This is a genomic window from Pseudomonas sp. D5(2026), assembly GCF_057766845.1.
In genome coordinates this window covers 1212395-1231741 of sequence record NZ_CM173421.1, presented here as the reverse complement: position 1 = coordinate 1231741, position 19347 = coordinate 1212395, and the positions used below count along the sequence as shown (strand labels likewise).

The following is a 19347-nucleotide window of genomic DNA, read 5'->3' as shown; positions in this document are numbered from 1 at the left end:
TTGGCCCTACCTGCAACGGATCCTGCACATGGCTGCCCCCTCCTCGGCTGTACCTCTATTCCCACGCAAACTGGCAATCGCCTTGCTGGCCCTGCTGGCCTGTTCATTCGCCGGCAACCACATTGCCGCTCGCATCGCATTCGACAACGGCACCGGCGTGCTGCTGGCCATTCTCTGCCGTTCAGGTATTACCTTGCTGGTGCTTGCCTGCCTGCTGCTGTGGCAACGCCAGGCCCTGAGCCTGCCCGCCGGTACCCGGCATTGGCAACTGCTGCTCGGCCTGCTGATCGCCACCCAAAGCCTGTGCCTTTATTCGGCAGTCGCACGCATTCCGGTAGCCCTGGCGCTGCTGGTGGGCAACACGTTCCCGATGCTGCTGGCGCTGCTCACATGGGCACTGGGCGGTGCACGCCCCACCGGCCGCACGGTGTTGTTCATGGGCCTGATTCTGTGCGGCCTGGTACTGGCGCTGGATGTGCCGGCACACCTGGCCGACAGCGCTGCGGCCAACCCGCACTGGGCACTAGGGGTAAGCCTGGCTTTCGGCGCGGCTTGTGCCTTTGCCTGTGCCTTGTGGATCACCGACCAAAAACTGGCTGCCGTGCGCGGCCCTGTACGCAGCCTGCTGACCCTGCTGATCGTGTTCTCCAGCATGCTGGTTGCAGGCACAAGCGGGGTGATCCCATCCGGTTTGTCACTGCCAGGCAGCAGCAGTGGCTGGGCGGCCCTGGCCACTCTGGTAGTGCTGTATGGCCTGGCCTTCAGCTTGCTGTTCGTCTGTGTCCCTCGCCTGAACATGGCGCAGAACGCACCGGTAATGAACGTTGAACCCATCGCCACGTTGTTGCTGGGCTGGGCCTTGCTCGACCAGCACCTGAGCACTGTGCAGCTGGTCGGCGGCGCGGTGGTGGTGTGCGGCATCGTGCTGCTCACCTACCGCCGGGCCAATTGATTGATCTTCCACAAAGGAGCCCTGCATGGCTGTGACCGAACTGCACCTGCAAGACCGCCTGACACACCTGAGCCTGGCCCCGGAAGTGGGCGCCAGTCTGATCAACTGGCAGGTAAAGGCGACCGGGCAGGCACTGCTGCGCCATACCGACGCGGCCGCGCTGGCCAGTGGTACGCCACGACGCCTGGCCTGCTACCCGCTGGCGCCGTGGTCCAACCGTATTGCCGAGGGTGGCTTTGCCCGGCCCGAGGGGTGGCAGGCACTGTTACCAAATACCGGGCATGACCCTTACCCGATTCATGGCAGTGCCTGGCAACAGGCCTGGCAGGTAGAACACCACAGTGAACAGCAAGCTCGGTTGACGCTGGACAGTGCCGTGCCGTTTGCCTACCAGGCCACGCTGGATGTGCACCTGCATGAGGGTTGCCTGAACCTGGGCCTGCATGTGATGCACCAGGATGAGCCAGCTACCTGGTATGGCCTGGGGCTGCATCCCTACTTTCCGCGGTATCCCGATACCAAGTTGTACGCAACTGCGCGCAAGGTGTGGTTGGCCGAGGATGGGCGGTTGCCTTCGTACGAGGCCGAGGTGCCTGAGCAATGGCGTTTCAATGCCATGAGGCGTTTGCCCGAGGCAGTGGTTGATCACGCCTTCAGTGGCTGGCCAGGGGAGTGCGTGATCGAACAGCCCAGCGCGGGTTATCGACTGGCGTGCAGTGCCAACGAGGCTGGACACTTCTTGCTGTTTTGCCCGCAAGGGCAAGGTTTTTTCTGCTTTGAGCCGGTTAGCCACCCCATCAATGCGCACCACCTGCCAGGGCGGCCAGGGTTGCGATTGTTGCACCGGGGGGAGGCAATGAACCTGGCGTTCAGGATGCAGTATCAGGCGTTGTGAGCGGGTTGCGTGAAAAACGGCCGCCACGGTATCAAACATTGTTTCGCATCATTTCTCGACGCGATGCAGGTTCTCAATCCAGCTGCTGATCGCGCAAACCTTGCGCCAGCATGTCGATAAAGGCCCTGACCTTGGCCGAACCGTACTTGCTTTCGCGGTGCAGCACATGAATGGGCCAGGGCGCCTCTTCGTACTCGGCCAGCAGCACCTGCAGCTGCCCGCTGGCCAGTTCGTCTACGACCTGATACGACAGCAGCCGGGCAATGCCCAGCCCGCCGCTGGCAGCGGCGATTGCCCCGTCATTGCTGGTTACCGTCAGCCGTGGCTTCATGCGCACCAAGGTCGGCTCGTCGGTCACGCCGAAGCGCCAACCGGCCCGCGGCGACAGGTTGGTGGTGCCGATTACCGCGTGCCCGGCCAGGTCCGACGGGTGCTTTGGCACACCATGACGCGCCAGGTAGTCGGGGGAGGCACACAACATGCGCCGCACCCTGCCCACCCGCAGCGCCTTCAACCCGGAGTCGGGCAACGGCCCGATGCGCACGGCCACGTCCATGCCCTCCTCGACCATGTTCACCACGCGGTCGAGGAAGTACGCGGAAACATCGACTTCCGGGTACTGCTGCAGGTAACGGACGATGCACGGCATGACGAACTTCCTGCCGAACAGGATCGGCGCGGTCACCGCCAGATCGCCCCTGGGGGTCGCGTTGATGCCGGCAGCGGCTTCATTGGCCTCGTGGATGCTGGCGAGGATGTGCCGGGTATCTTCCAGATAACGGCCGCCGGCCTCGGTCAGGCGCACGCTGCGAGTTGTGCGCAGCAACAGCTTGACCCCTAGCTGCTCTTCCAGGGCGCTGACGGCGCGGGTGACAGCGGCCGGGGAAATGTCCAGACGGCGGGCAGCCGCGGCGAAGCTTTCCAGCTCGCCGACGGCGACGAACACCTTCATCAGGTGGATCTGGTCCATGCGGGCTCCTGAGGGCTATGGGGCGTGCGGATTATCTTTCATCTGGATGCCTGGTGTTAGCTGTGCCGGCCTCTTCGCGGGCAAGCCCGTTCCTGCGACTGGCTTGAATCAAACATCCAGCACCAGCGCCTGCATCCCCTCCTCAACTTTCGCGGGCACAGCACAACAGATCAGCACCGAACCCGCCTCCGGCAGCTCTGCCGGCGGATTTGGATAATGCACCTGGCCGCTCACCAGTCGGGTCTTGCAGGTACCACACGAACCACCCCGGCAACTGAACTCCGGGGTCAGCCCACGCGCCTCGGCCAGTTCCAGCAAGGTGCCGCTACCGGGAACCCAGCGTGCCTCCTTGGCCGACGCGGCAAAATACACCGGCACCGGTTCGTCGGCGGCAGGCGGCTGTTGCAAGATTGGCTGGTCTGCATCGGTGTGCCGCCGCAGCGTCGACGGGCCAAATGCTTCGGCGTGAATCCGCGCATCCGGCACATGCACCCCACGCAGCCCTTCGTAAAGTTGCTGGGTGAAGCTGCCCGGCCCACACAGGTAGAAATCGTAGTCGTCCAACGCCAGCGTTGCCTTGACCTGTTCGATACCCAACCGACCGGCGAACTCATAATCACGGCCAAGCTGCGCGTGCCCTTCAGGCTGGCTCAGGGCGCGGTGTACATGCAGCAGATCGCCAGCCTGTTGCCGCAAGGTCGTCAGTTCCTGCTGGAACGGCAAGTCAGCCAGGCTGCGTGCGCCATGGAACAGATGAATGCGCCGGGCCTGCCCCGTGCTCAACTGCTGGCGCAGCATGGCCAGCAGCGGCGTGATGCCCACGCCCGCACCGATCAGCACCAACGGCCGCGTACTTTGCTGGTCAAGCGTGAAGCTGCCCATCGGCGGACGTACATTCAACACATCGCCGGCCACAACGTGCTCATGCAGATACCGCGAAGCCGGGCCCTGGGCTTTGACGCTGATGCGCAAGAACCCATCGGCCGGGGCACTTGAAAGGCTGTAGGTACGAATCAGCGCCGCTTCGCCATCACGCGGCACTTGCACAGGCAGATGCTGGCCAGGGGCAAAGGCCACACGGCAGCCTGCCGGTGATTCGAGATAGAACGAGCGGATGTCGCGGCTTTCCTGCTCCACCCGCAGCACCCGCCAGGCCAGCCATTGGCGCTGTTGTTGCCGCTGCTCCAGGCGCGCATCGGCCTCGGCCCAGGTACCGGTCATCAGACTGGTCGGCGCGTATTCCTTGAAAGCCCAGCGCAGGGCAACAGCAGCCGGGCGCCACACCATCTGCTCGACCTGCAGTGTCCATAACCGCTCCGCGCCTTCAAAGGCCTGGATGGCCGGGCTGTCCAGCAGCACCTCGGCATGCCCGTACAGTTGCAACACATTGCCATTTTTAAAGTCGATGAACAGCAAGCCGGCCCGCGGGTTGACCACCAGGTTACCCAAGGTGTTGAAATGCAGATTGCCAGCATAGTCGGGAATGGTGAGCCGATTGCCTTCGACCTTGATGAACCCTGGCCGGCCACCACGGTGGGAGACATCCACCGAGCGCTGGCCGTCAGCATGCTCGACATAGCTGGCGACGAAGAAGGTATCGGCGGCCTCGATCATGCTGACGGTTGAGGTATCCAGTGTTGTCGCATCGAAGCGCCCGAGGGCGGGTTCGGTGACGCGGGTGTAGTCACGCAACTGGATGTACTGCGGGCAGTTGCCAAACGCCTGCTCTACGGCCACTTGCAGTTGCCCCTGTGCAGCGTGGCGGATCTGCCCGTTGATGCGATTGCGCCGACGGGTGTGCAGTTCGATCCCCAGCAGACCGACGGCCTGCCCGGCTGCCAACCCGGGGGTGGCGGGGTCCTCCGCTGGCAACGTGGTGTGGATCGTGAGCATACGAGGGTCGGGCGAGCTTACGAACCCTTCTGGCCCTTCCAGCAGCGTGGCCCAAGGCCGGCCCTGGGCATCCACACTGGCGGCGACCATGAACGGTAACTGGTGATAGAACGCTCGGTGCTGGTCGGGCATGTGGTCACGAATGACCTTTTGCCCGAACGCCTCCATGCGTTCTGCTACACCGACCTTTTCCTGCAGGGTCTTTTCACCCGCATGCCAGGGTGAGGGGCGGTGATCAGGAGACTGTTGCATGGCGGCGCTCCTCGCGATGGCGGGGTTTCAGGCGTGGGTTTGCAGCCCGATCACGGTGCGCGGCATGGGGACGAAACGCGGCAGTGCCTCGATCCGCGCCAGCCAGTTGCGCACATTGGCATACGGCTCCAGCGACACGTTGCCTTCGGGGGCGTGAGCGATGTAGGAGTAGTTGGCAATGTCCGCGATCGTGGGTGTGCTACCCGCCAGGAATGGCGTGTTGGCCAACTCGGCATCGATCACCTTGAGCAAGGTGTGGGCACGGGAAATCACCTCGTCGGTATTGAACGAAGCCCCGAACACCGTGACCAGGCGGGCGGCTGCCGGGCCAAATGCCAGCGGGCCGGCGGCGACCGATAGCCAGCGTTGCACACGGGCAGCGGCGGCAGGTTCTTCGGGCAGCCAGGCACCGTTGTCATACTTTTTGGCCAGGTAGACGAGGATGGCGTTGGAGTCGGCAATCACCGTGCCGTTGTCATCGATGACTGGAACCTGGCCGAACGGGTTGAGGGCAAGGAAGTCCGGCTGCTTGTGGGCGCCTTTGGCCAAGTCGACGAACACCAACTCTGTGGGCAGGTTCAGTAGCGAGAGCATCAACTCGATGCGATGGGCATGGCCAGACTTGGGGAAGTTGTAGAGCTTGATCGGGTTCGACATGGGCTTGGCTCCTGGTCAGCGCCGGGATGGGGCTGATGGAGCACATGCTGCACTGGATCGGCTGGCAGCAGAATCAGTGCGCAGGGGAAACCATAATTTCGCTGGGCGGAATAATGGTTTCCAAACACTGCGCTGGCGCCTGCAGGTGAGCGCTAGCCTACGATCCGATCAGTGCAGTTTTTTGAAATGTCGGTACAGCCCACGCGCAGCCTCGACCACCTGCGGCACACAGGCCTGGATATCCTCATCGCTCATCTGGTCCAGCAGCTCGAAGTTATCTTCCAGCCCATGTAGCGAAATGGCCTTGAGCAGCGGGGCCTGCTCCGGTGGCAACTCGCCCCAACCGGCCACCTGGGTACCGCGCATGTAGCCGAAACACCACTCCTCCATCACGATCACAGTGCCCTGCTCGCCTTCGCGTTCCTCGAACAGCGGTTCGAACTGGTCGACCTCATTGCTCAGTTCTTCTGCCACCTGGCTGGCATAACGCAGCATCAATGCCGTGTAGGCCTCCTCATGGGCGGGCTTCTTGAACTTCGGTACCTTGCCACCCGCCACTGCGGGCAACCATTGTTCCGGGAGGACAGTGACCGGCGAACTGGCCAACGCGACGAAAAAGCCATTGAGCTCGGCCAGGTTCAGCACCGAGTAGTCATTGCCATAGGTGATCAGCAGGTCTTCGAGGCGGTCGAGTTCTTTTTCGCTGAGTACGGGGAGCATGGGTAAGAATCCTGGGATGCAAAAGTGTGTGCACCCTAGCACAGCAACGCCGGAAGGGCTGCCCGCGCGAATGATCGCGCGGGCAGAAGGCTCAGGAGTGCAACCAGTCCTGCAGCTCATGCTGTCGGCCGGTGCCGATCAGCAGCCACAGCAAGATGCGGCATTTGCGCGGGCAGAGTTGCCCAGCCATGTACACGCCTTTTTTCTGCAGGTCGATCTCTGCACCAGCAAACCCGTAGGTTGCCCGGGCTGTAGGCCCTCTCCCTGTGCGCGTAGCAACCATGACCGGCACGGTGGGCGCCAGGTGTTCCAGCACTTCGGACCAACTGGCGGAAACATGACCAGCACCGAAACCGGCGATGACCACCCCCTCATAAACCAATGTGGCCACAGCCTGCAGCAGCGCCGTATCTGCGTCCAGGCAGGCTTCCAGCAGGGCAACGCGCTGGTCGGTGCGATACGGTAACGGCAACACCTCCCGTCGCCCGGGCGGATGGCGATACAACACATCACCCTCCACAACGTCACCCAACGGGCCAAATCCGGGCGACTCGAATGCCGCCATCGCCACGCTGGCCGTCTTGCGAACCCTTGCCGCGCTGTGGACCTGATCGTTCATGACCACAAGCACACCTCGCCCACGGCTGTGTTGTGCCAATGCAACCTGAGCCGCAGCCAACAAGTTGGCCGGCCCATCATTGCCCGGCTGACTCGCCGAGCGCATGGCACCGGTCATCACCAATGGCACATCGAATGACCAGAGCAGGTCCAGGAAATAGGCCGTTTCCTCAAGGCTGTCGGTCCCTTGGCTCAATACCAAGGCCTGAGCCCCGCGCTCCACTTCGCCCCGGGCCCATGCCAACACCTCCAGCAACGTCGCGAAGCCCAGCGATGCACTGGGGAGCAGACACAATGAAGCAACGTTCAACTGCGCCATCTCGCGCAACTGTGGAACCTGAAGCAGTTGCCGCTCACAATCCAGGCTTGGCGTCACACCACCCCCGACAGCACCGGCCCGCATACTGACCGTGCCGCCCAGAGTGGCGATCGACAGCCTGGGCAGGCTCGAATGTTCACTCATGCTGCTCCCCCCACAAGCAATCCGGTTACAGGCACGATTCCCAGCGTGCAGACGGCCATCGACATCACATTGCCGATGTAGCCATGCACATAGGCCGGCAACCGCTGAGTGATCGCCACTGCCAGCGGCGGAGCCACCAGTGCACCCAGTACTGCACTGATCACCACCACTTGCCAGCTGCCGCCATGTGTCAACACCGCAGCGGGGACGATCGACACAATCGGAATGTAGGTAGGGTACCACCCACGGGCTTTCCACTGTCCACGCCAGCATACAACCCCGACCAGGGATGCCAGGGCCTGCCCGGCCACTATTTGCATCACCAGCATAGAACCGTAGGACAGTGCAGCCGGGCTCAACAGGTAAGCCAGCAACACACCCAGCAGTAGCCCGAGGCTGGCCAGTTCATTACCAAAGAATGGGGCTTCGCTGAAGTCGGCCAGAACGCGCCGCAAAGTCCAGACCACACCGTAGTCAGGCTGATTGACAACCGGCTCCACGACGGTGGGTTCACGGCATTGGCGTACCCATGAAGGAAAGCGCTTGCACAGGATGAAGGCCACGACGCTTGCCACAGCCATGCCACTCACATTGCCCACTACCACGGGCAACTGCAGGGGATAACACAGGTAATTGACCATCAGCAGGCTGGCCGGTGTTACCAGTAGAGCCCCCAGTAGCGCCCCCGTGATCGTCACCCGCCAGCCCGCACCAAAAAGCAAGACCATGGCTGCCGGCAATGACACGAAGGCAACGAAGGTAGGTTGCCAAGTACCACTGGCCAAGGTCCATCCCCACAACACATGACTTAGCAGCAAGCCCAAAAGCGAGCTGGTAAACACCCATGGCCATAATCCGCTGCCATAGCAAATGGCAAAGCCCTGCCAGCGGTATCCTCGCAGCTGCGCCCAGTGCGCCAGGCACGCGCCCAGCAGCAAGCCAAGCGCGGGCAGTTCGTGCTTGTAGAAAGCCACTTCACTGATATCACCAACAATCCAGCGCAAGCGGCTGAGCGGCTCATCGAGCGTCGCCACCCTCTGTGCATAATCCAGCCATTGGCCATGGGCAAGGCTTGCAGCGAAAAACACCAGCAGGCAGCCGAACATCAACACAAGCCAATGCTGCTGTCGTGAGAAGAAGAGCGTGTTCATTCGCAATTCCTCAGCGTGGCATAGGTGCATGCAAGCGATAGCCAAGGGTGGCATCGTAGAGGTCGGTGCGCCGGTCTCTTGGCAGGTCGTTGAGGCTGTTCCAGATCGGTGCCGAGCGTGCACTGCTCAAATCGACATCGGCATAGATAATCTCCTCGGCTTCTGCACTGCCCACCTCGCCGATCGGCCAGCCATTGGTACCGGCGATCAGCGAGCAGCCCAGGAAGCGCCCGCCCCGCTCGCTGCCGACACGGTTCGCGGCGGCGATATAAACGTTGTTGACATGGGCTGCCGTCATGGTCAGGTACGAAGCCATACAACGCCCTGCATCATCGAACAACGGCGGCGGGGTCCATACCCAGTTGTTGAGGCTGCAGATGATGTCGGCGCCTTGCGCGGCCATCACCCGGGGTACTTCCGGGAACCAGATGTCCCAGCAGATTAGCAGGCCGATACGGCCGATAGGCGTCTCGAATACCGGAAACCCCAAATCTCCGGGGGTGAACCAAAGCTTTTCCTGGTTCCACAGATGCGCCTTGCGGTAGTGCCCAAGCAGGCCTTCGGGGCCAAACAGCACTGCACTGTCGTAGAGCTTAAGCCCGTCGCGTTCGGCAAACCCCGCAGCCAGGTATACCTGGTATTGCTTGGCGAAGTCGGCCCAGGTTTTCAGGCAAGGGCCGTCCTGCAGCACCTGCGCATGGGAATAGGCTTCGGCACGGGAATTGAAGGTGTAGCCCGTGTTGGCCAGTTCAGGCAGTACGATCAGGTTGGCGCCTTCGCGTGCTGCGCGCCGGGCCAATGCCAGGCCTCTGCTCACGTTGCTCTCACAGTGCTCAAGACCGACCTGAGGGTCGTACTGGATGACAGCGATACGTACGGGGCTGACGGGGGAACAGGATTCAGACATGGCGGCTTCCTTCTTGTGGTTGTTTTGGAAGGACGCCAGTAAAGCGATGTTGGGTCAGGGAGCGACAGTCAGGAGAGTCCTATGGGACCAAAGGAAAGTCACATAATGGCAGTAGGACTCCCCCTACAAAATGGCCCGTACGCCGTTATTTCCCAACCTGATAGTGGGGGTAGTACTCGAGGGTAAAGCCACCATTGAACTCGGCTGACGTGTTGTTGCAGAGGTTGATGACCGTATCGATTGCCGTGCGCAAACACGGCTCGGTCCATCCAGCGTCAACTGAGAAGGACTCGCCAGCCAGATACAGCCCTGAGCGCGCACTCAGGTCTCGGTTGTATTTCATCAGGTTTACAGCATCAAAGTAGGTACCTGCCCTATACAACTTCGCGCACCCGAGCGCATTTCGATCTGTGATCCAACGCTGTATGCAAATATTTCGAGTATCGACGTAAGGTGAAATAGCCTCCCCCACATTGGTGCAGCGTAGAAGGATCCGATCGAGCTCCTTCAGACATTTACTCGCCAACTCCGCATCAGAGAAGGCTGCCAATTTGGTAGCGTCATCCTCCCAGGTATAACTGAGGAGAATGCAGTCATCTGGATAGCTATCGTTGTACCGATAGGCATAGACATCGTGCACAAAGCTATCGGTAATCAGAATTTGCGGCATCGGCTTGCGGTCGAGGAAACTTTTCTTCAACGGTGCATAGACCTTGCAACTGGTCTCCCAATGGGCATGCTTCCAGGCATCGATAATCGGCTGCGGTAACATCTGGCGGGTGAAGCCGCTGAGGCTGATGTTGGTTTCGATCAGCCATGACGGAGTGGTCATGATTACGCTGTCGAAGTCTTCATATTCGGTGCTCTCGTGTAACGGATCACTGCATCGCCAACGGTATCCGACCCGAATACGGCCACTTTCCAGCTTCTGCACCGCACACACGGACGTATCAGTCAGTAGCCCATCACTTGTTTTCAGAAGATGTTCATATAGCGAGATCCCACCCATGCCGACCTCTAGGTGCAAAAGGCTTTCGTCGAGGGCCGCAAGTCCGAGATAAGCTGGCCCTTGAAACGGCAATCCCCTGCTATCAGGGATATTGTTTGCTTCAAGATGCGGCGCAGTGTAAGGCACCCCTCTTGAATCCACACGGCCATGCACCAACTGCAAGTGACTGCTGAAGCCAAAGATTGCCGTACGTAGCGGGTACAGGCAGCAAACATCATAAAAGGCTCCCCAGCTGCCATCGCCAATACCGATTGCATAGAAAATGGCTGACTCGTCACTGCTCATGCCCAAACCGCCAAAGTCACCGGGGTTTTCAGGGTCCCAGGCAGCAAGGGCGGGCAAATGCACCAGATCCCTGAACGACAGTCGATGATAGCGTTCGACGATTTCCCGCCATATCGACTCCCAGCTTGACGTGCCATAAACCGCGGCAACATGCTCAGCAAATTGCTGAGCATAATTGCGCCATTTCTCGTAGACCTGTTGCAAGACTGCCGTAGGGGGTGGGGTTTCGCCTGACGGATTACGCCAGATCAAAAGACCCGGGTCACCTTCCCCTTCTAATTGACCTTCGCGAAGATAAATTCCCGTAGCATTCACCCAAGGTGTACCTGGGTTAGGGAAGTCAGAAATCCGCAGCTCGAACAGCTTTGCGTAATAGGCCATGAGCGAGCGACCCTCTTTAGGCGACTCTCCAGTCCTATTGAAGAACGGCATGCGCATCGCCCCCATTTCAAAAGGGGTTGCAGGTTGCTTGTGGCTTGCTGAGCTGTTCACGACCGTCAGGTGTCGCCCGCCTACACGCCGGGACTGCTCAATCAAGGTGATACGGTTGAAACCACAGCGCAATAACTCGCGGGCAGCAGTCAGCCCGGTAACTCCGGCACCGACGATGCAAATGCGGTGATCGGGTTGTGTGGCACGTGCGACGCCGCCCTCTTGTTCGAGAAGCCGGCGGTAGTCGAAGCAGAGATCCGGGGGATTAGGGAAACGTGCGGCCCATGGCTGCATAGGCAGTGATGGGTCGATGGCCAGATCGGCAGGAGGGTTGTGTGTCGAACCAATAGTCATGTTCTCGGGTTCTCCATGAGTAGAGAACCTGAGAATGATCAATTGCAACAGGCGTGAAGTGGTTGCCATCTACCACCCGCCGACACCTACAGGATCTGAGATACCTGTGGGTGCCGGCTTACAGCGATAAGGTCGTCAGGGCTTACACCGCCAGCGCGCGCTCACGCAGCTCGCTGTTGAGGATGCGGTCGTTCTCGCTGTAATCGACCGGGCAGTCGATCACGTGCACACCCGGGGTCTTGATGCAGTGCTCCAGCAGCGGCAGCAGGCCTTCGGCGCTTTCCACGCGGTGGCCGTTGGCGCCGTAGGCTTCGGCATACTTGACGAAGTCCGGGTTGCCGTAGTCCAGGCCGAAATCGGTGAAGCCCATGTTGGCCTGCTTCCAGCGGATCATGCCGTAGCCGTCGTCACGCAGGATCACCACGGTGATGTGCATGCCCAGACGTACTGCAGTTTCCAGTTCCTGGCTGTTCATCATGAAGCCGCCGTCGCCGCACACCGAGATTACCGGGCGGTCCGGGTGCACCAGGTGCGCAGCCATTGCCGATGGCAGGCCGGCGCCCATGGTCGCCAGGGCGTTGTCCAGCAGCACGGTGTTCGGCTTGTGCGCCTTGTAGTTGCGGGCGAACCAGATCTTGTAGATGCCGTTGTCCAGGGCGACGATGCCTTCGGATGGCAATACACGACGGATGTCAGCAACCATGCGCTGCGGGTAGACCGGGAAGCGGTCGTCGTCGGCGCCTTCGGCGATCTGTGCTTCGTTGGCTTCACGGATGGCCATCAGGCGGGTGAAGTCCCAGTGCGAAGTCTCGGTCAAGGCTTCGCCGATCTGCCACACGGCGTTGGCGATGTCGCCGATCACTTCCACCTGCGGGAAGTACACGGCATCGACTTCGGCAGAGCGGAAGCTGATGTGGATGACTTCGGTGCCGCCACGGACCATGAAGAACGGCGGCTTTTCGATCACGTCGTGGCCGATGTTGATGATCAGGTCGCCCGCTTCGATGGCGCGGTGGACGAAGTCACCGGACGACAGGGCAGCGTTACCCAAGAAGCGCGGGTGGCGCTCGTCGACCACGCCTTTACCCATCTGGGTGGTGATGAACGGGATGCCAGTCTTGTCGATCAGTTGCTTGAGGACCTTAGCGGTCATCTTGCGGTTTGCGCCGGCACCGATCACCAGGATCGGGCTGCGGGCCTTCTGCAGTTTTTCGACGGCAGCTTCGATGGCCACGTGCTCGGCCAGCGGGCGGCGGTGCAGGCTGCGCGGGATCGGCAGCGCGTCGGTCTGCTCGGCGGCGATGTCTTCCGGCAGCTCCAGGTGCACCGCACCCGGCTTTTCTTCTTCGGCCAGGCGGAAGGCTTCGCGCATGCGGGCGGGGATGTTGTCGGCCGAGGCGAACTGGTGGGTGTACTTGGTGATGGGGTCCATCATGCCGCACACGTCAATGATCTGGAAGCGACCCTGCTTGGACTTCTTGATCGGCTTCTGCCCGGTGATCATCATCATCGGCATGCCGCCCAGGTAGGCGTAGGCGCTGGCGGTCACGAGGTTGGTGGCACCAGGGCCGAGGGTCGACAGGCTGACGCCGGTCTTGCCGGTCAAGCGACCGTAGGTGGCAGCCATGAAACCTGCAGACTGCTCGTGACGGGTCAGTACCAGCTTGATCTTCGACTTGCGCAGGGATTCGAGCAGGTCGAGGTTTTCCTCACCGGGGATGCCGAATACATACTCGACACCTTCATTTTCCAGGCATTGCACAACGACATCGGCGGCCTTGGCCATCTTGCTTGCTACCTCAAGTGATGGGACGGTGGAAGTCCAGGAATGCGCAGCACGGTACGCTGGCATCGCCAGGTCCAAGAGCAGAAGTGCCCCGAACCAGAGTCTTGACGTAGGGGGGGCGCGGAAAAGTCACGTTAAGGTAACGGGAATATTGTCGCAGCCTGAGATGGTCTGTGGGAGGCGACGTGGCCTGGAGGGTATACGCCCCTGCCTGGCGTTGCACCATTCTCTGTAGGAGCGGGTTTACCCGCGATCACCGGCGAAGCCGGTGCCCTCCACCGAGTTGCCTGCTTCACGGCATGCCCACAGTGATTCAAACAAGCCCTGGCTTTTTTGCCCACAAAGACAAAACCCCTACCTGCATGTGCAGATAGGGGTTTTGCGAAATGAATCTTGACGATGACCTACTCTCACATGGGGAAACCCCACACTACCATCGGCGATGCATCGTTTCACTACTGAGTTCGGGATGGGATCAGGTGGTTCCAATGCTCTATGGTCGTCAAGAAATTCTGTAGCCAGAATGTCCAGATGGACAGCCCAGCGAATTCGGATATGCGATATTTGTGGCCTTACGAATTTTCGGGTCTTTCGTCTTCACCACCGCAATCTGCGTCAGCAAATTGCTTGGGTGTTATATGGTCAAGCCTCACGGGCAATTAGTATTGGTTAGCTCAACGCCTCACAGCGCTTACACACCCAACCTATCAACGTCGTAGTCTTCGACGGCCCTTTAGGGGATTCAAGATCCCAGTGAGATCTCATCTTGAGGCAAGTTTCCCGCTTAGATGCTTTCAGCGGTTATCTCTTCCGAACATAGCTACCCGGCAATGCCACTGGCGTGACAACCGGAACACCAGAGGTTCGTCCACTCCGGTCCTCTCGTACTAGGAGCAGCCCCTCTCAAATCTCAAACGTCCACGGCAGATAGGGACCGAACTGTCTCACGACGTTCTAAACCCAGCTCGCGTACCACTTTAAATGGCGAACAGCCATACCCTTGGGACCGGCTTCAGCCCCAGGATGTGATGAGCCGACATCGAGGTGCCAAACACCGCCGTCGATATGAACTCTTGGGCGGTATCAGCCTGTTATCCCCGGAGTACCTTTTATCCGTTGAGCGATGGCCCTTCCATACAGAACCACCGGATCACTAAGACCTACTTTCGTACCTGCTCGACGTGTTTGTCTCGCAGTCAAGCGCGCTTTTGCCTTTATACTCTACGACCGATTTCCGACCGGTCTGAGCGCACCTTCGTACTCCTCCGTTACTCTTTGGGAGGAGACCGCCCCAGTCAAACTACCCACCATACACTGTCCTCGATCCGGATAACGGACCTGAGTTAGAACCTCAAAGTTGCCAGGGTGGTATTTCAAGGATGGCTCCATGAGAACTGGCGTCCCCACTTCAAAGCCTCCCACCTATCCTACACAAGCAAATTCAAAGTCCAGTGCAAAGCTATAGTAAAGGTTCACGGGGTCTTTCCGTCTAGCCGCGGATACACTGCATCTTCACAGCGATTTCAATTTCACTGAGTCTCGGGTGGAGACAGCGCCGCCATCGTTACGCCATTCGTGCAGGTCGGAACTTACCCGACAAGGAATTTCGCTACCTTAGGACCGTTATAGTTACGGCCGCCGTTTACCGGGGCTTCGATCAAGAGCTTCGCTTGCGCTAACCCCATCAATTAACCTTCCGGCACCGGGCAGGCGTCACACCCTATACGTCCACTTTCGTGTTTGCAGAGTGCTGTGTTTTTAATAAACAGTCGCAGCGGCCTGGTATCTTCGACCGGCATGAGCTTACGGAGCAAGTCCTTCACCCTCGCCGGCGCACCTTCTCCCGAAGTTACGGTGCCATTTTGCCTAGTTCCTTCACCCGAGTTCTCTCAAGCGCCTTGGTATTCTCTACCTAACCACCTGTGTCGGTTTGGGGTACGGTTCCCAGTTATCTGAAGCTTAGGAGCTTTTCTTGGAAGCATGGTATCAACCACTTCGTCGCCTAAAGGCAACTCGTCATCAGCTCTCGGCCTTGAAATCCCGGATTTGCCTAAGATTTCAGCCTACCACTTTAAACCTGGACAACCAACGCCAGGCTGGCCTAACCTTCTCCGTCCCTCCATCGCAATAACTGGAAGTACAGGAATATTAACCTGTTTTCCATCGACTACGCTTTTCAGCCTCGCCTTAGGGACCGACTAACCCTGCGTCGATTAACGTTGCGCAGGAAACCTTGGTCTTTCGGCGTGCGAGTTTTTCACTCGCATTGTCGTTACTCATGTCAGCATTCGCACTTCTGATACCTCCAGCAAGCTTCTCAACTCACCTTCACAGGCTTACAGAACGCTCCTCTACCGCATCATCATAAGATGATACCCGTAGCTTCGGTGCATGGTTTGAGCCCCGTTACATCTTCCGCGCAGGCCGACTCGACTAGTGAGCTATTACGCTTTCTTTAAAGGGTGGCTGCTTCTAAGCCAACCTCCTAGCTGTCTAAGCCTTCCCACATCGTTTCCCACTTAACCATGACTTTGGGACCTTAGCTGACGGTCTGGGTTGTTTCCCTTTTCACGACGGACGTTAGCACCCGCCGTGTGTCTCCCATGCTCGGCACTTGTAGGTATTCGGAGTTTGCATCGGTTTGGTAAGTCGGGATGACCCCCTAGCCGAAACAGTGCTCTACCCCCTACAGTGATACATGAGGCGCTACCTAAATAGCTTTCGAGGAGAACCAGCTATCTCCGAGCTTGATTAGCCTTTCACTCCGATCCACAGGTCATCCGCTAACTTTTCAACGGTAGTCGGTTCGGTCCTCCAGTCAGTGTTACCTAACCTTCAACCTGCCCATGGATAGATCGCCCGGTTTCGGGTCTATACCCAGCGACTAAACGCCCTATTAAGACTCGCTTTCGCTACGCCTCCCCTATTCGGTTAAGCTCGCCACTGAATATAAGTCGCTGACCCATTATACAAAAGGTACGCAGTCACCTAACAAAGTAGGCTCCCACTGCTTGTACGCATACGGTTTCAGGTTCTATTTCACTCCCCTCTCCGGGGTTCTTTTCGCCTTTCCCTCACGGTACTGGTTCACTATCGGTCAGTCAGTAGTATTTAGCCTTGGAGGATGGTCCCCCCATATTCAGACAAAGTTTCTCGTGCTCCGTCCTACTCGATTTCATTGATAAGAGATTTTCGTGTACGGGGCTATCACCCACTATGGCCGCACTTTCCAAAGCGTTCCACTAATCTCAAATCAACTTAAGGGCTGGTCCCCGTTCGCTCGCCACTACTAAGGGAATCTCGGTTGATTTCTTTTCCTCAGGGTACTTAGATGTTTCAGTTCCCCTGGTTCGCCTCTTGCACCTATGTATTCAGTACAAGATACTCAGCTTATGCTGAGTGGGTTCCCCCATTCAGAGATCTCTGGATCACAGTCTGTTTGCCGACTCCCCAAAGCTTATCGCAGGCTACCACGTCTTTCATCGCCTCTGACTGCCAAGGCATCCACCGTATGCGCTTCTTCACTTGACCATATAACCCCAAGCAATCTGGTTATACTGTGAAGACGACATTCGCCGAAAATTCGTACGTTGCTCTTTCGAGCAGAACTCACAAATTTTACCTTAGCCTGATCCACCAGCAGTGAAACTGGTGTTCAGTCTATATCTATCACATATCCGAATTTTTAAAGAACGATCTGACAAAAGTCAGAAATCAACATTCGAGGTGAATGTTCATTTCTAAGTTCTGACAAGCTACTGCATACGGCGAAAGTGGTGGAGCCAAGCGGGATCGAACCGCTGACCTCCTGCGTGCAAGGCAGGCGCTCTCCCAGCTGAGCTATGGCCCCGTATTCAACGGCGAATACCATGTAATGGTAGGTCTGGGCAGATTTGAACTGCCGACCTCACCCTTATCAGGGGTGCGCTCTAACCAACTGAGCTACAGACCTATAACAGGGTCGCTTTACAGCATCGTCTTTTACAATGAATCAAGCAATTCGTGTGGGAGCTCATCAGCAGGCTGATGTCGTCGATTAAGGAGGTGATCCAGCCGCAGGTTCCCCTACGGCTACCTTGTTACGACTTCACCCCAGTCATGAATCACACCGTGGTAACCGTCCTCCCGAAGGTTAGACTAGCTACTTCTGGTGCAACCCACTCCCATGGTGTGACGGGCGGTGTGTACAAGGCCCGGGAACGTATTCACCGCGACATTCTGATTCGCGATTACTAGCGATTCCGACTTCACGCAGTCGAGTTGCAGACTGCGATCCGGACTACGATCGGTTTTGTGAGATTAGCTCCACCTCGCGGCTTGGCAACCCTCTGTACCGACCATTGTAGCACGTGTGTAGCCCAGGCCGTAAGGGCCATGATGACTTGACGTCATCCCCACCTTCCTCCGGTTTGTCACCGGCAGTCTCCTTAGAGTGCCCACCATAACGTGCTGGTAACTAAGGACAAGGGTTGCGCTCGTTACGGGACTTAACCCAACATCTCACGACACGAGCTGACGACAGCCATGCAGCACCTGTGTCAGAGTTCCCGAAGGCACCAATCCATCTCTGGAAAGTTCTCTGCATGTCAAGGCCTGGTAAGGTTCTTCGCGTTGCTTCGAATTAAACCACATGCTCCACCGCTTGTGCGGGCCCCCGTCAATTCATTTGAGTTTTAACCTTGCGGCCGTACTCCCCAGGCGGTCAACTTAATGCGTTAGCTGCGCCACTAAAATCTCAAGGATTCCAACGGCTAGTTGACATCGTTTACGGCGTGGACTACCAGGGTATCTAATCCTGTTTGCTCCCCACGCTTTCGCACCTCAGTGTCAGTATCAGTCCAGGTGGTCGCCTTCGCCACTGGTGTTCCTTCCTATATCTACGCATTTCACCGCTACACAGGAAATTCCACCACCCTCTACCGTACTCTAGCTTGCCAGTTTTGGATGCAGTTCCCAGGTTGAGCCCGGGGCTTTCACATCCAACTTAACAAACCACCTACGCGCGCTTTACGCCCAGTAATTCCGATTAACGCTTGCACCCTCTGTATTACCGCGGCTGCTGGCACAGAGTTAGCCGGTGCTTATTCTGTCGGTAACGTCAAAACAGCAAGGTATTAACTTACTGCCCTTCCTCCCAACTTAAAGTGCTTTACAATCCGAAGACCTTCTTCACACACGCGGCATGGCTGGATCAGGCTTTCGCCCATTGTCCAATATTCCCCACTGCTGCCTCCCGTAGGAGTCTGGACCGTGTCTCAGTTCCAGTGTGACTGATCATCCTCTCAGACCAGTTACGGATCGTCGCCTTGGTGAGCCATTACCCCACCAACTAGCTAATCCGACCTAGGCTCATCTGATAGCGCAAGGCCCGAAGGTCCCCTGCTTTCTCCCGTAGGACGTATGCGGTATTAGCGTTCCTTTCGAAACGTTGTCCCCCACTACCAGGCAGATTCCTAGGCATTACTCACCCGTCCGCCGCTGAATCAAGGAGCAAGCTCCCGTCATCCGCTCGACTTGCATGTGTTAGGCCTGCCGCCAGCGTTCAATCTGAGCCATGATCAAACTCTTCAGTTCAATACTGCTTGGGTTTTTAAGAAACCCTAAACTTGGCTCAGCAATCTCAAATGACTATGTGATTTCTCGCATGGTCACTTGTGATGCTGATAATCTTTTTGACTATCAATCCGTACTCACAAGCACCCACACGAATTGCTTGATTCGATTTGTTAAAGAGCGTTTGGTTAAGAGCTTTTCGTCTCAACCGAGGCGCGCATTCTACGCTTTCCTCAGAGCCTGTCAAGCGTTTATTTTGAAGTTTTTACTAGCGCTTTCTTTCGAAAGCCAACAACTTCAACAACTTACCGCTTGTCCCGAAGCGTTCATCGCTGCGAGGAGGCGAATAATACGCCCTTTGAAATCAGAGTCAACACCTTGTTCTGAAAAACTTTTCCGTCAACGTTTTGCCCCTACCTGGCAACTAATGAAAGCGCAGTGGATCTGTAA

11 protein-coding genes, 2 tRNA genes and 3 rRNA genes are annotated in these 19347 nt (G+C 58.1%); 2 read left to right on the top strand and 14 right to left on the bottom strand.

Annotated features, from left to right (window positions below; translation table 11 throughout):
• Positions 1 to 28 precede the first annotated feature (28 nt).
• Together AC3B5Q_RS05675 and AC3B5Q_RS05670 are read left to right on the top strand one after the other, a co-directional pair.
• A complete protein-coding gene (locus tag AC3B5Q_RS05675) occupies positions 29 to 952 on the top strand; it encodes an EamA family transporter (protein ID WP_488392885.1) in 924 nt (307 codons plus the stop codon).
• A gap of 25 nt (positions 953 to 977) precedes the next feature.
• Positions 978 to 1847, top strand: coding sequence for an aldose 1-epimerase (locus AC3B5Q_RS05670; RefSeq protein WP_488392884.1), 870 nt, complete (start codon positions 978 to 980; stop codon positions 1845 to 1847).
• Between the two features lie 73 nt (positions 1848 to 1920).
• On the opposite strand, the gene AC3B5Q_RS05665 is transcribed toward AC3B5Q_RS05670, so the two are convergent.
• From AC3B5Q_RS05665 to AC3B5Q_RS05600, 14 genes are all read right to left on the bottom strand, one after another.
• On the bottom strand, positions 1921 to 2817 hold the full coding sequence (locus tag AC3B5Q_RS05665) for a LysR family transcriptional regulator (protein ID WP_021784473.1): 897 nt from the start codon (positions 2815 to 2817) through the stop codon (positions 1921 to 1923).
• Positions 2818 to 2925: 108 nt separating this feature from the next.
• Positions 2926 to 4962 (bottom strand): pyridoxamine 5'-phosphate oxidase family protein, encoded by a 2037-nt coding sequence (locus AC3B5Q_RS05660; protein ID WP_021784472.1) that lies wholly within the window; start codon positions 4960 to 4962, stop codon positions 2926 to 2928.
• 27 nt (positions 4963 to 4989) lie between these two features.
• Positions 4990 to 5619, bottom strand: a complete 630-nt coding sequence (locus tag AC3B5Q_RS05655; protein ID WP_103462089.1) for a glutathione S-transferase family protein — start codon at positions 5617 to 5619, stop codon at positions 4990 to 4992.
• 168 nt (positions 5620 to 5787) lie between these two features.
• Positions 5788 to 6339 (bottom strand): UPF0149 family protein, encoded by a 552-nt coding sequence (locus tag AC3B5Q_RS05650; protein WP_103470080.1) that lies wholly within the window; start codon positions 6337 to 6339, stop codon positions 5788 to 5790.
• 91 nt (positions 6340 to 6430) lie between these two features.
• Positions 6431 to 7420 carry an asparaginase gene (locus AC3B5Q_RS05645; RefSeq protein ID WP_488392883.1) on the bottom strand — a complete coding sequence of 330 codons (990 nt, stop codon included), beginning with the start codon at positions 7418 to 7420 and terminating at the stop codon, positions 6431 to 6433.
• A complete protein-coding gene (locus AC3B5Q_RS05640; RefSeq protein ID WP_021784468.1) occupies positions 7417 to 8571 on the bottom strand; it encodes a hypothetical protein in 1155 nt (384 codons plus the stop codon). Before AC3B5Q_RS05640 ends, AC3B5Q_RS05645 begins: the two co-directional genes overlap by 4 nt.
• A gap of 10 nt (positions 8572 to 8581) precedes the next feature.
• Positions 8582 to 9478 (bottom strand): nitrilase family protein, encoded by an 897-nt coding sequence (locus AC3B5Q_RS05635; protein ID WP_021784467.1) that lies wholly within the window; start codon positions 9476 to 9478, stop codon positions 8582 to 8584.
• Positions 9479 to 9623: 145 nt separating this feature from the next.
• Positions 9624 to 11558, bottom strand: a complete 1935-nt coding sequence (locus AC3B5Q_RS05630; protein ID WP_021784466.1) for a flavin monoamine oxidase family protein — start codon at positions 11556 to 11558, stop codon at positions 9624 to 9626.
• Positions 11559 to 11700: 142 nt separating this feature from the next.
• Entirely contained in the window at positions 11701 to 13344 is a 1644-nt protein-coding gene (locus AC3B5Q_RS05625; protein ID WP_488392881.1) for an acetolactate synthase large subunit, read from the bottom strand.
• Between the two features lie 391 nt (positions 13345 to 13735).
• Positions 13736 to 13851, bottom strand: a 5S ribosomal RNA gene (gene rrf, locus AC3B5Q_RS05620).
• Positions 13852 to 13982: 131 nt separating this feature from the next.
• Positions 13983 to 16875, bottom strand: a 23S ribosomal RNA gene (locus AC3B5Q_RS05615).
• Between the two features lie 243 nt (positions 16876 to 17118).
• Positions 17119 to 17194: transfer RNA gene (locus tag AC3B5Q_RS05610), tRNA-Ala, on the bottom strand.
• A 25-nt stretch (positions 17195 to 17219) separates the two neighbouring features.
• Positions 17220 to 17296 (bottom strand) — tRNA-Ile (locus AC3B5Q_RS05605).
• Between the two features lie 85 nt (positions 17297 to 17381).
• Positions 17382 to 18918, bottom strand: a 16S ribosomal RNA gene (locus AC3B5Q_RS05600).
• Together the 16S, 23S and 5S rRNA genes with 2 tRNA genes alongside form the textbook arrangement of a ribosomal RNA operon.
• Positions 18919 to 19347 lie beyond the last annotated feature (429 nt).